This window comes from Caulobacter sp. CCG-8, assembly GCF_037402475.1.
Taxonomy (GTDB): domain Bacteria; phylum Pseudomonadota; class Alphaproteobacteria; order Caulobacterales; family Caulobacteraceae; genus Caulobacter.
Map to the genome: position 1 here is coordinate 1 of NZ_JBBEUD010000017.1, position 11,978 is coordinate 11,978.

Annotated in this window: 10 protein-coding genes; 5 read left to right on the forward strand and 5 right to left on the reverse strand. The window is 70.6% G+C overall.

The annotated features are described in order from the left end of the window. Nucleotides 1–206: 206 nt before the first annotated feature. The 3 genes from WAE60_RS16655 to WAE60_RS16665 form a co-directional block, all read right to left on the reverse strand. Nucleotides 207–1,088, reverse strand: a complete 882-nt coding sequence (locus WAE60_RS16655; protein WP_337687586.1) for a 4-(cytidine 5'-diphospho)-2-C-methyl-D-erythritol kinase — start codon at nt 1,086–1,088, stop codon at nt 207–209. A 58-nt stretch (nt 1,089–1,146) separates the two neighbouring features. Then, on the reverse strand, nt 1,147–2,868 hold the full coding sequence (locus WAE60_RS16660) for a tetratricopeptide repeat protein (RefSeq protein ID WP_029913187.1): 1,722 nt from the start codon (nt 2,866–2,868) through the stop codon (nt 1,147–1,149). Nucleotides 2,869–2,972: 104 nt separating this feature from the next. Continuing rightward, on the reverse strand, nt 2,973–4,646 hold the full coding sequence (locus WAE60_RS16665) for an electron transfer flavoprotein-ubiquinone oxidoreductase (RefSeq protein WP_337687587.1): 1,674 nt from the start codon (nt 4,644–4,646) through the stop codon (nt 2,973–2,975). Between the two features lie 172 nt (nt 4,647–4,818). On the opposite strand from WAE60_RS16665, the gene WAE60_RS16670 reads away from it, so the two are divergent. Next, nucleotides 4,819–5,640, forward strand: coding sequence for a uracil-DNA glycosylase (locus WAE60_RS16670; RefSeq protein ID WP_337687588.1), 822 nt, complete (start codon nt 4,819–4,821; stop codon nt 5,638–5,640). A gap of 120 nt (nt 5,641–5,760) precedes the next feature. Then, a complete protein-coding gene (locus WAE60_RS16675; RefSeq protein WP_231499471.1) occupies nt 5,761–7,272 on the forward strand; it encodes a lytic transglycosylase domain-containing protein in 1,512 nt (503 codons plus the stop codon). 250 nt (nt 7,273–7,522) lie between these two features. On the opposite strand, the gene WAE60_RS16680 is transcribed toward WAE60_RS16675, so the two are convergent. After that, nucleotides 7,523–7,999: a glycosyltransferase gene (locus tag WAE60_RS16680; protein WP_337687589.1), complete on the reverse strand. Its 477-nt coding sequence runs from the start codon at nt 7,997–7,999 to the stop codon at nt 7,523–7,525. An 89-nt stretch (nt 8,000–8,088) separates the two neighbouring features. Between WAE60_RS16680 and WAE60_RS16685 the strand changes: the two genes are divergently transcribed. Then, a complete protein-coding gene (locus WAE60_RS16685; RefSeq protein WP_337687590.1) occupies nt 8,089–8,739 on the forward strand; it encodes an HAD-IA family hydrolase in 651 nt (216 codons plus the stop codon). On the opposite strand, the gene WAE60_RS16690 is transcribed toward WAE60_RS16685, so the two are convergent. Continuing rightward, nucleotides 8,736–9,842 (reverse strand): PA0069 family radical SAM protein, encoded by a 1,107-nt coding sequence (locus WAE60_RS16690; RefSeq protein ID WP_337687591.1) that lies wholly within the window; start codon nt 9,840–9,842, stop codon nt 8,736–8,738. The two genes, WAE60_RS16685 and WAE60_RS16690, sit on opposite strands and share 4 nt — an antisense overlap. A gap of 337 nt (nt 9,843–10,179) precedes the next feature. On the opposite strand from WAE60_RS16690, the gene WAE60_RS16695 reads away from it, so the two are divergent. After that, nucleotides 10,180–10,719 (forward strand): AraC family transcriptional regulator, encoded by a 540-nt coding sequence (locus WAE60_RS16695; protein ID WP_337687592.1) that lies wholly within the window; start codon nt 10,180–10,182, stop codon nt 10,717–10,719. Nucleotides 10,720–10,807: 88 nt separating this feature from the next. After that, complete coding sequence (locus WAE60_RS16700) at nt 10,808–11,785, forward strand: S1C family serine protease (protein ID WP_029913164.1); 978 nt, start codon at nt 10,808–10,810, stop codon at nt 11,783–11,785. Nucleotides 11,786–11,978 lie beyond the last annotated feature (193 nt).

An 11,978-nucleotide genomic window follows, 5' to 3' on the forward strand; every position in this document is an offset into this window, starting at 1 on the left:
AGATTTAGCGCCGTGATTTCAGCGACTTGGCCGCCGCAGTGACGGGGACACGCACTCACGGCAAGGCCTCTGCCAGTCAATCAACGACCGTGGTGTGAGTGCGTGTCCCCTCCTTCGGCCGCGGCGTCACAGGATTAGACACCCAACTCAGCGGACGACTTGGGGGACACGCCCGAGGGCATGTCCCCGGCAGCATCCGTCGGCGCCTAGAACGGCCCGCCCAGGCGGCAGCGCTTGACCCACCAGTCCGGCCGCATCTGCTCGATCCGCTCGGCCAGGCCCTCGGCCTCGATGTCGCCGGCGCAGAGGGCGAAGCAGGTGGCGCCCGAGCCGGACATCCGGGCCAGCAGGGTCTCGGGTTCGTCGGCCAGCAGGTCCAGCACCTGGCCGATGCGCGGCTCCAGGGCCACGGCCGGGGGCTGCAGGTCGTTGCGGGTGAAGCCGGCCAGCCAGGCGCAGACCTCCTCGGCGCTCTCCAGCCCGTCCAGCATCGGCGGCGGCGCCTCGCCCTCGGGATGAACCGCCGCGTCGTAGGCGCGGTAGACCGCCCCGGTCGGCGACGGGACCAGCGGATTGACCAGGACGGCGTGCAGTTCCGGCAGGGCGGGCGCGGGCGACAGGCGCTCGCCCCTGCCCTCCGCCATCACCGGCGCGCCCCACAGGCAGGCCGCGCCGTCGGCGCCCAGGCTTCCGGCCACGGCTTCCAGTTCGACGTCGGACAGCTCCGGGGCCAGGGCCCCGCGCAGCAGCCGCAACGCCGCCCCCGCGTCGCTGGAGCCCCCGCCCAGGCCGGCCGCGATCGGCAGGGCCTTGTCGAGGATCAGGCGGAACGGCGGGACCGGCCCGCCCAGCCGGGCGCGCAGGGCGTTCGCGGCCCGCACCACCAGATTGCCGTCGTCCAGCGGGATCTCGCCGCCGAACCGCCCCGTCGCCTCGAAGCTGGGCGCATCGGCCGCCTGCAGCCGGACCCGGTCGCCGACGTCGGCGAACAGCATCAGGCTGGAGATCGGGTGATAGCCCTCGGCGTCGGGACCACCGACGTGCAGGAACAGGTTGACCTTGGCCGGGGCGAAGGCGTCGAGGCGCATGGCGTGCCCTTGAAGCGTCTGGGAAGCGTCGGGGGGAAGCGTCTAGGAAATCGTCGGGCTACTGGCTGGAGGCCACCTTGGCCGGCGGACCGTCCAGGCCGTCCTTGAGCTTGGCTTCGGCCTCGGCCTTCTGCTTCTCGTCCGGCTCCAGGCTGAGCACCCGCTGCCACTGGTAGCGCGCCTCGACCTGGCGGCCGATGCGCCAGTAGGCGTCGCCCAGGTGGCCGTTGACGTCCGGGTCGCCCGGCTCCAGCTCGACGGCCTGCTCCAGCTTGGCCACGGCGGTCTTGTAGTCGCCCTGCCGGTAGTAGCCCCAGCCCAGGGAGTCGAGCATCGCGCCCGACTGCGGGCGGGCGTCGACGGCCTTCTGGACCATGGCGATGGCCTCGGGCAGGTGCACGCCGCGATCGATCCACGAATAGCCCAGATAGTTCAGCAGGTCGGGCTCGTCCGGGTTCAGCTTGACCGCCGTCAGCAGGTCGCGCTCGGCGTCCGGCCAGCGCCCGGCCCGTTCCAGCGAGATGCCGCGCATGTAGAGCAGCCGCCAATCGGGCTTGTCGCCCTCGCCGGCGATCAGCGGGTCCAGGGCGGCGGCCGACTCCGACCAGCGCTCGTTGGCCCGCAGCAGGTCGGCATAGGTGATCTGGGCGTCGCGGTCCTTCGGCGCGGCCACGGCGGACTGGTGCGCCAGGGCGACGGCCTTGTCCTTCTCGCCGCTGCCCTGGAGGCTCCAGGCCAGCTTCGACTGGGCGGCGACATAGCGCGGCGAGGTCGATGGCACCTTGGCGTAGGCCTCGCGGGCGCCGGCGTCGTCGTCGTCCTGGCCCAGCAGATCGCCGACCAGCAGCCAGGCGTCGTCGCGCTTGGGGTCCAGCCGCAGGGCCAGGCGCAGATAGGCCAGGCCGAACTGGCTCTGGCGCTCGCTGGCGAAGGTTGCGGCGCAGGCGACCAGCATGTGGGCCGCGCCCTGCTTGTCGGTCGGCATGGCCGGCGCGGGGCCGCGCGCCGCGGCGCGGGCCCGGGCCGTCCGCAGGCCCTGGTCGTCCGGATCGCGCGCCAGGGCCGCGTCGTACAGGGCCAGGGCCTCGGCCTGGCGCTTGCGGCGTTCCAGGAACGCGCCGTAGTCCTCGACGAACAAGGCGCGGGCGTTCTCGATCGCCATCAGCGCCTTGTAGTCGGTCTCGGCCTCGTCATAGCGCTTGGCGCGCTCGTAAAGCCGCGCCTGGCTCAGCTGGCCGAAATACTGCACGAACCGGTCGCCCTGCAGCTCGGGACGCACCACCGCGCCGTTGGCGTCGCCCGCGGCGGCGGCCAGCCAGGGAGCCAGCAGGACGGCGGCGGGACGATGGGGGAAGCCCAGGGTCTCGGTCTTCAGCAGGGTCTGGGCGTCGCGGGCCTTGCCCACGGCCATCAGGTCGACCACCCGGGTCAGCACGCCCAGCCGGCGCACCTGCTCGTTGGCGTCGGTTCCCTGCGGCGCCAGGGCCGCGGCGCGCGACACGTCGCCGGCCAGCAGGGCGGCGGTGAACGCGCGGTCGGCCAGCACGCCCGGGTCTTCGCCCAGCTGCCGCGCCTCGTCGAAATAGCTCGCCGCCTGGGCGTTCGAGCCGTTCAGCAGGGCCGCCTGGCCGGCCAGGAACTGACCGTAGGCCGACCGGCTGGAGCCCCAGGCCGAGCCCATGGCGAGCTGGCCGCGCAGGTCCGGCCCGGGCGGCGCGGCGGCGCAGGCGCCCAGGGTCGAGGCGGCGAGAAGGGCGAGGAGAAGCTTGGTACGCGTCATATCCGCACCCTCATCGGTTTCCGGGCGGGCCGCAAGAAAAAGGCGCGGTCCGAAGTTCGAACCGCGCCTTAGACGTCCATCGGGGCCTTTCAAAGGCCCCTCTTCTACATGTTCGGGTAGGTCGGGCCGCCGCCGCCCTCGGGCGTGGTCCAGACGATGTTCTGCGACGGGTCCTTGATGTCGCAGGTTTTGCAGTGGACGCAGTTCTGGGCGTTGATCTGGAAGCGCGGGTCCTGGCCCTGCTCGTTGTAGAGCACCTCGTAGACGCCCGCCGGGCAGTACAGTCGCGCCGGTTCGCCGTACTTGGGCAGGTTGACCGCGATCGGGATCGTCGGGTCCTTCAGCTTCAGGTGGGCCGGCTGGTCTTCCTCGTGGTTGGTGGCCGACAGGAACACCGAGCTCAGCTTGTCGAAGCTGATCACGCCGTCCGGCTTGGGATAGACCAGGGGCTTGTAGTCCTTGGCCAGGCCGATCGACTCCGCGTCGGTCTTGTCGTGCTTCAGCGTGCCGAAGAACGAGAAGCCGCCCAGCAGGTGCGTGCACCACATGTCGAACATGCCGGCCGCGCCGCCCAGGAACGTGCCCAGCTTGCCCAGCAGCGGCTTGGCGTTGCGGACGACCTTAAGCTCCTTGGCCACCCACGAGCCTTCATAGGCGGTCTGGTATTCGACCAGCTCGTCGCTGGCCCGCCCGGCGCCGATCGCGGCGAAGGCCGCCTCGGCGGCCAGCATGCCGGTCTTGACGGCGTTATGGCTGCCCTTGATGCGCGGCACGTTGACGAAGCCGGCCGAGCAGCCGATCAGCACGCCGCCCGGGAAGGTCAGCTTCGGGACCGACTGATAGCCGCCCTCGGTGATGGCCCGCGCGCCGTAGGCGATGCGCTTGCCGCCTTCCAGGTGCGGCTTGACCGCCGGATGGTGCTTGAACCGCTGGAACTCGTCGAACGGCGACATCCAGGGGTTCTTGTAGTTGAGGTGCACCACGTAGCCGATGGACACGTAGTTGTCCCCGAAGTGGTACATGAAGCTGCCGCCGCCGGTCTTGTCGTCCAGCGGCCAGCCGGTCGTATGCTCGACCAGGCCCAGCTGGTGCTTCTCGGGGGGCACCTGCCACAGTTCCTTGATGCCGATGCCGAACTTCTGCGGCGACTTGCCGGCCGACAGGTCGAACTTGGCGATCAGTTGCTTGGCCAGCGAGCCGCGCACGCCCTCGGCGATGAACACGTACTTGCCGTGCAGCTCCATGCCCGGCTGGTAGTCGGGCTTGTGGTGGCCGTCCTTGGCGATCCCGACCACGCCGACCACGACGCCCTTCAGCGAGCCGTCGTCGTTCCAGACCATGTCCGAAGCCGCGAAGCCCGGATAGATCTCGACGCCCAGTTCCTCGGCCTGGGCCGCCAGCCAGCGCGAGAGGTTGCCCAGCGAGCCGATGTAGCAGCCGTGGTTGTGCATGAACGGCGGCATGGCGAACATCGGCAGGGCCATATCGCCCTGCGGGCCCAGCAGCCGGAAGCGGTCGGTCTTGACCGGGGTCTCCAGCGGCGCGCCGCGTTCCTTCCAGTCGGGGAACAGCTCGGCCAGGCCCTTGGGGTCGATCACCGCGCCCGACAGGATGTGGGCGCCGACCTCGGAACCCTTTTCCAGCACCGCCACCGAAACCTCGGTCCCGGCCTGCGCCGCCAGTTGCTTGAGTCGGATGGCGGCCGAAAGGCCCGCCGGTCCGCCGCCGACGATGACGACGTCGTATTCCATCGACTCGCGTTCGAGCTCTTCGCTCATTGAGGTCTCCCGCCCGGGCGCACTCTGCCCGCGTTCTTGCTGTTTGAGTCGAAGCTTATCGTGAGGTGACGCGGAGGTGGTCAAGAATAAACGAATGTTTTTTGCTGCGATGCAGCGTCAATCTTCAAGCGGCTGACGTGGCGGTGATCGGAGGATCGCGCTAAGAGACGGCATGGACCTCGCCGTCGATCCGCGCGCCGTGGAAAGCCTGCTCGCCTTCTGGGCCGACGCGGGCGTCGAGGCCTCGTACGCGGACGAGCCGATCGACCGCCTGGCCGACGGCGCGGCGATGCTGCGCGCCCGCCGCGAGCCCCCGCCTCCGCCGCCCGTCGCCGCCGTCGTGGCTCCCGCCTTCGGACGCGGCCCGGACCTGGGCGCCGCCGTCGCCGAGGCCACGGCCCTGGCCGCCGCCTGCGCCGACCTGCCCGCCCTGGCCGCCGCCATCGCCGCCTTCGACGGCTGCCCGCTGAAGACCCAGGGCGCGCGCCAGGCCGTGGTGTCGCGCGGCCCGGCCGACGCGCCGCTGATGATCATCGGCGAGGCCCCCGGGGCCGACGAGGACCAGCAGGGCGCGCCGTTCGTCGGCCGCGCCGGCCAGTTGCTGGACCGCATGCTGAAGGCCGCCGGCCTGCTGGACCGCGCCTTCGTCACCAACACCGTGTTCTGGCGCCCGCCCGGCAACCGCACGCCGACCCCGCAAGAGCAGGCGACCTGCGCGCCGTTCCTGGAGCGGGCGATCCAACTGGTCCAGCCCAAGATCCTGCTGCTGGTGGGCGGCGCCTCGGCCAAGAGCCTATTGAAGCGCGAGGAAGGCATATTGTCGCTGCGCGGCCGGTGGTTCGAGTGGACCTCCGCCGACGGCCAAACCGAGCTTCCCGCCTTGCCCACCTTGCATCCGGCGTTCCTGCTGCGGAAGCCCGACGCCAAGAAGAAGGCCTGGGTCGACATGCTGACGCTCAGCGAAAGACTTGATCGCCCCGAGCGTCCCAACTAGAGATTCGGACGACCAGTTGAACGGGACGCGTCGGGGAGCCTTTCGGGGCAAGGGCGCGGAAACGCATTGCAGCTTCTAGCTCGCCCTCTGGCCGTTTTCTCGGCCTTCGTGTTTTGCCTCATGGCCGCTTTCAGCGTCGCCGTGAGCGCCCATGCCTCGGCGCTCGAGCCGCTGTCGGACGCCGACGCCCGCTTCTATCGCGCCGCCTTCGCCGCCGCCGACCACGGTGACTTCGACGCCGCCGAGGCCGCGGCCGCCAACGCCCGCGACCGCAGCCTGCGGGGCCGGCTGGAATTCACCAAGATCATGCACCCCAACGCCTATTCGGCCAGCTATGACGAGCTGACCGACTGGCTGGCCGCCTATGGCGACCAGGCCGGGGCCGACCGGGTCTACACCCTGGCGGTCAAGCGCAAGCCGGCCCGCGCCGCCGCCCCGAAAATCCCGGCCCTGTTCGTGGCCGGCGCCAAGGGCCCCGCCCCGGCCGACAAGGCCCGCGCCGCCCGCGAGGCCTATTATTCCGGCGACGTGAAGAAGGCCCTGACCCTGGCCCAGGCCGCCAGCGAGCCCTGGATCGCCGGGCTCTCCGCCTTCCGCCTGCAGGCCTACGCCCAGGCCCGGACCTATTTCGAACGGGTCGCCGACGACGAGAACCAGGACGAATGGCTGCGCTCGGCCGCCGCGTTCTGGGCCGCGCGCTCGGCCGCCTCGGGCGGCCAGGCCCGCGATGTCGAGGACCTGCTCAGCACCGCCGCCCGCGCGCCCAACACCTTCTACGGCATGATCGCCGCCCGCCAGCTGGCCCTGTCCGGCCTGGCCCTGGCCCAGGACGACCCGATCGCCGCCCTCCTGACCAAGGTCTCGTACGAGGGGCCGGACGTGGACTCGCTGGCCCGCCTGCTGGCCGCCGATCCCCGCGCCCGCCGCGCCGCCGCCCTGGCCCAGATCGGCCGCTGGGCCGAGGCCGGCCAGGAGCTGCGCGCCGGCCTGTCCCTGGCCAGCGACAACCCCAAGGCCCGCGGCGACTGGACCGACCTGGCCCTGGCCCTCAACGAGAAGGCCCCGCTGAACGCCGGCCGCGCGGTCAAGCGCGTGGGCGGCGAGGACTACCCCCTGCCCCCGCTGGAGCCCAAGGGCGGCTTCACGATCGACAAGGCCATGGTCTACGCCCTGGTGCGCCAGGAAAGCCGCTTCGACCCCTACGCCATGTCGGGCGCCGGCGCGGTGGGCCTGATGCAGCTGATGCCGGTGGCCGCCGCCCGCGCGGCCGGCGACGACAAGCTGCTGGCCGACACCACGCCGCTGTTCGATCCCAGCTTCAACCTGCGCGTCGGCCAGGACTACTTCACCTGGCTGATGGACCGGGGCCTGCAGAGTCCCGACCTGTTCCGCGCCGTGGCGGCCTACAACGGCGGCCCGGGCACCCTGATCAAGACCCAGGAACAGCTCGGCGGCGCCGACTGCGACCCGCTGCTGCTGATCGAGAGCCTGCCGGCCCAGGAGACCCGCAACTACGTCGAGAAGGTCATGGCCTCGTACTGGACCTATCGCAAGCTGATGGGCGCCGAGACCAAGACCCTGGACGCCGTGGCCAGCGGCGCGCGGGTGATCGACTTCCGGCTGGATCAGTAGGGCTAAAGCCCTCTCTCATAGAGAGAGGGAGGGGCCCGCCGCCGCAGGCGGTGGGAGGGTGAGAGGTTTCACCGCCCACCAGCAAATCCAGAGCGGCCGAGGCGCTTCAAAGCGCTCCTGATTTCTGCCGCGGATACAGCGATCCACATGTCATCGTCGTCAGCGCTTTGCTCTGAGAGATTATAACCTCTCACCCTCCCACCGCTTCGCGGCGGGCCCCTCCCTCTCTCAAAGAGAGAGGGCGAGTTCGCTAGACCTTCAGTCTCACGGCCCTGGGCTTCAGCCGTCCCAGCAGCGCCTTCAGCGGCTCGCCGCCGGGCTTGAAGCCGCCGGCCGCCTCGACGGCCTCGCGCGACGCCAGGACCGCCAGCGGACGACCGAACAGACCCGGAGCCGCGATCCAGGCCGGCTTGCCGCCGCCGCCCGCCAGATGCGCCTCGACCGGCGTGCGCCAGCCCTCGGGCAGGACCAGGTCCTCGCCCAGCGCCAGGATCCAGGCGCTCCTGGCCGCCGCGCAGCCGGCCGCCAGCCGCGCCCCGGCGTCGCCGTCGGCGCGCACCGCCTTCGCCCCGCTGTCCTCGGCGATGTCGAGGGTGGCGTCGGTCGAGCCGGCGTCGGCGAACACCACCGCCTTGACCAGGCCGTCGACGGCGGCGGGCACCAGCAGGGGCAGGACGTGCACCAGGCGCGCGGCGCTGTTGCGGGTCGGCAGGACGACGGTGATCATGCGCCCTGCTTCCGATCCGGCGCGACGCCGGTCAAGCCGAGACTTGCCCGGACAAGACTTTGGACGGCGAAGCATGGCATAGCCCGTCCATGATCCCCGCCAAGACCTATGCCGCCTTCCTGTTCGACATGGACGGGACCGTGCTCGACTCCATCGCCGTGGCCGAACGGGTGTGGGGCGACTGGGCGCGCCGCCACGGCCTCGACGTCGAGGCCTTCCTGCCCACCATCCACGGCGTGCGGGCCGAGGAGACCATCCGCCGCCAGAACCTCGCCGGCGTCGACATCGCCCTCGAGACCCTGGCGATCCTGCGGGCCGAGGTCGCCGACGTCGAAGGCGTGATCCCGATCCCGGGGGCGGAAGCCTTCCTGCGCGCCCTGCCCGCCGACCGCTGGGCCGTCGTCACCTCGGCCCAGCGCGAACTGGCCCTGCGGCGTCTGGAGGCCGCCGGCCTGCCGGTTCCCGCCGAGCTGATCACCGCCGAGGACGTGACGCGCGGCAAGCCCGCCCCGGACGGCTACGCCCTGGCCGCCCGGCGGCTGGGTGTGGCGGCCGAAGCCTGCCTGGTGTTCGAGGACGCCCCCGCCGGCCTGCTGGCGGGCGAGGCGGCCGGCGCCGACGTGATCATGATCACCGCCACCCACCGCCACCCGCTCGACCTGGACCATCCGGCCATCGCCGACTATTCGGGCGTCCGGGTCTCGGCGGCGGCGGACGGCCTGCGCCTGGCCCAGGCCTAGAACAGCGACAGCTGATCCCCGGCCTTGGGCGGCACGGCGAACTGGGTCAAGTCCAGCGGAGGCAACTTGCGGTCCAGGCCGAACTTCGCCCGCGCCAGGTGGAACCTCTGGCTCATCACCTGGGCGACGGGCCCCTCGCCCGTCATCCGCTTGCCCCATTCGGAGCTGTAGGCCGCCCCGCCGCGCATCTGGCGGACCAGGGACATCACCCGCCGGGCCCGGTCGGGATGCTCGGCCGCCAGCCATTCCTCGAACAGGTCCTTGATCTCCAGCGGCAGGCGCACGGCGACATAGCCGGCCGTGGTCGCCCCGGCCGCGGCGGCGGCCTCCAGCACGCCTTCCATCTCGTGGTCGTTCAGCGACGGGATCGAGGGGGCGAACATCACCGTGGTCGGCACGCCCGCCGCCGCCAGCTGGCGCACGGCGTCGATCCGCCGCCCGGGCGTCGAGGCCCTGGGCTCCATGCTGCGCGACAGACGGTGGTCCAGGCTGGTGATCGACACCGCCGCCCGCGCCAGCCCCGCCTGGCCCATCGGCCCCAGGATGTCGAGATCGCGGGTGATCAGGTTCGACTTGGTGATGATCGTGAACGGGTGGCGGAAGCGGGCCAGCGTCTCGATCACCGCCCGCGTCACCCGCAGCTGGCGCTCGTCGGGTTGGTAGGGATCGGTGTCGCCGCCGATATGGATCACCTTGGGGACGTATTTCGGCTTGGAGAGCTCGCGCTCCAGCAGCTTGCCCGCCTCGGGCTTGAAATAGATCTTGGTCTCGAAATCCAGGCCGGCCGAATGGCCCAGATAGGTGTGGGCCGGCCGGGCGTAGCAGTAGATGCAGCCGTGGCTGCAGCCGCGATAGGGATTGATCGAGCTTTCGAAGCCCACGTCGGGGCTGTCGTTGCGGGCGATGATCGTCCGCGACTTCATCGGCTGGAGCGTGGTGGCGATCTGGGCCGGTTCCTCCTCCTCGCCCCAGCCGTCGTCGAAGGCCTCGCTGACCTGGGACTCGAAGCGGCCCGAGCGATTGGACTTGGCCCCGCGCCCCCGCGCCCCTTCCCTGAGACCGGCGGACGGCGGGTGACTGGGGAGATTGGCGGGAGCGACCATGGCCCGATCATGAACTGCCAAGGAGAACAATTCAAGAACATAGACAACAGCGACTGACGGGCGTCCGCGCGCCGGGGCTCCTTGCCCAAAGCGTCATCAATTGTTCAAAAACATCGCAGTTCGAAATCGAAGTCCGAGAAACCGGAACCCGCCCGGACGCCGCCCGGCGGGACAGTAGGTGACAAATCACGACGGTTTTCGAAACTTGCTAACAGCTAAGCTTTAACCTGCACCATTGCGGCTTCTCATATCCAATGCTAGCAAAACCGGAACTGGACCTGGGGTGAACACCCGGGAATGGTTCTGAAGAAGAGGTGGCGAGCTGGACATGACTTCCATGAACGCGAACCAAACCTCCACCCTGCCCCGCGACCAGACCCTGATGCTGGCCCGCCTGGTCACCGACGCCTCTCGCGCCTTCGACCGCGATCCCGACGCGGCGCGGGAGCTGATGCACCGCGCCAGCCAGCTGCTGGAAGCCGAGGTCCAGCGCCTGACCCGCGACCAGCAGACCGGCAAGCTGGCGCCCTGGCAGGTGCGGACGGCGACCGACTTCATCGACAGCAACAGCGACCGCAACCTGCAGGTCCGCGACGTGGCCGCGGCGGTCCGCCTGAGCCCCAGCTACTTCTCCCACGCCTTCAAGGAGAGCTTCGGCCAGTCCGCCAAGAGCTACATCATCGAGCGGCGCATCACCCGGGCCAAGCAGCTGATGCTGACCACGCACGACAGCCTGGCCCAGATCGCCCTGGCCTGCGGCTTCTCGGACCAGGCCCACTTCTGCCGGTCCTTCGGCGGGCTGGTGGGCCTGCCGCCCAGTCGCTGGCGCCGCAGTCGCCAGGAGCGCCCCACGGACCTGTCCGCCCTGGCCGCCTGAAGACCCGCCGTCGGCCGCGCCTCTTCGCCCTCGCCTCTTGTTCGCGCCGCGCCACGCCCCAGATTTGAGTCTCCTAGAGGAGATCGACTTGTCTTCACCGTTCCAGGGGCATGAGGTCGAAGCGCGGCTGCGGCCCGCCGCCAGCGCCTACGCCTTCGACCTCGATCACGCCCTGTCCAGCGTCGTCGCCCTGGAGTCCAAGGTCCCGGCCGACGCCTTCACCGCGCGCATCCTGGGAACCGAGCGGCTGGGGAACGGCGTGGTGATCAGCGAAGGCGGCCTGGTGCTGACCATGGCCTATCTGATCACCGAGGCCAGCGAGGTGGTGCTGACCCTCAACGACGGCCGGCGCGTCCACGCCCACGTGCTGGGCTTCGACGGCCAGACGGGACTGGGCCTGGTCCAGGCGCTGGAGCCCCTGGGCCTGCCGGCGCTGCGCCTGGGCACCTCAAAGGTCCTGGAGCCGGGCAGCCCGGTGATCATCGCCGGCGCCGGCGGACGCGCCCACGCCGCCGCCGGCCGCGCCCTGACCCGCATGCCCTTCGCCGGCTATTGGGAATACCTGCTGGACGAGGCGATCATCACCGAGCCGGCTCATCCCCACTGGAGCGGCGCGGCCCTGATCGGTCCCAAGGGCGAACTGGTCGGCGTCGGCTCGCTCAGCCTGTCGGGACAGTCGCAGGACGGCGTGGCCAAGCCCATGAACATGTTCGTCCCCGCCGAACTGCTGCCGCCGATCCTGGACGACCTGGCGCGCGGCAAGCCGGCCCATCCGCCCCGCCCCTGGCTGGGCGTCTTCGCCCAGGAAACCGAATCCCAGGTCATCCTGGTCGGCGTGTCGCCGGGCAGCCCCGCGTCCCGCGCCGAACTGCGGGCCGGCGACCTGATCCTGGCCGTCGACGGCGACGAGGTCTCGGACCTAACCGAGTTCTACACCGCCCTCTGGGACCAGGGCCCCGCCGGCGTCACCATCGCGCTGCGCATCCAGCGCGAGCAGGACGTGTTCGAGGTCGAGATCCGTTCGGTCGACCGCAACGCCCTGCTGAAGAAGCCCCGCCTCAACTAACCGGGCCGCCGGACCGGCCAAGCTCGCGCGGCCGCCGATCCTTCTGGATTCCGTTCTCGCCCCACCCGGCGTCGCCCCCTCGACGACGTCCGCCGGCGCACGTCCGTGCAACCGCACGAAACCACGCTCGCGATTGTTGAATGTTATGGCTTGTACGACAAATCGCGCCGGTTTAATAAAACAAGTTAATTAA

Bases quoted from the DNA above. Each gene is read 5' to 3' on its own strand.
- WAE60_RS16655 (WP_337687586.1), bottom strand. From the start codon at position 1,088: ATGCGCCTCGACGCCTTCGCCCCGGCCAAGGTCAACCTGTTCCTGCAC.
- WAE60_RS16660 (WP_029913187.1), bottom strand. From the start codon at position 2,868: ATGACGCGTACCAAGCTTCTCCTCGCCCTTCTCGCCGCCTCGACCCTG.
- WAE60_RS16665 (WP_337687587.1), bottom strand. From the start codon at position 4,646: ATGAGCGAAGAGCTCGAACGCGAGTCGATGGAATACGACGTCGTCATC.
- WAE60_RS16670 (WP_337687588.1), top strand. From the start codon at position 4,819: ATGGACCTCGCCGTCGATCCGCGCGCCGTGGAAAGCCTGCTCGCCTTC.
- WAE60_RS16675 (WP_231499471.1), top strand. From the start codon at position 5,761: ATGGCCGCTTTCAGCGTCGCCGTGAGCGCCCATGCCTCGGCGCTCGAG.
- WAE60_RS16680 (WP_337687589.1), bottom strand. From the start codon at position 7,999: ATGATCACCGTCGTCCTGCCGACCCGCAACAGCGCCGCGCGCCTGGTG.
- WAE60_RS16685 (WP_337687590.1), top strand. From the start codon at position 8,089: ATGATCCCCGCCAAGACCTATGCCGCCTTCCTGTTCGACATGGACGGG.
- WAE60_RS16690 (WP_337687591.1), bottom strand. From the start codon at position 9,842: ATGGTCGCTCCCGCCAATCTCCCCAGTCACCCGCCGTCCGCCGGTCTC.
- WAE60_RS16695 (WP_337687592.1), top strand. From the start codon at position 10,180: ATGAACGCGAACCAAACCTCCACCCTGCCCCGCGACCAGACCCTGATG.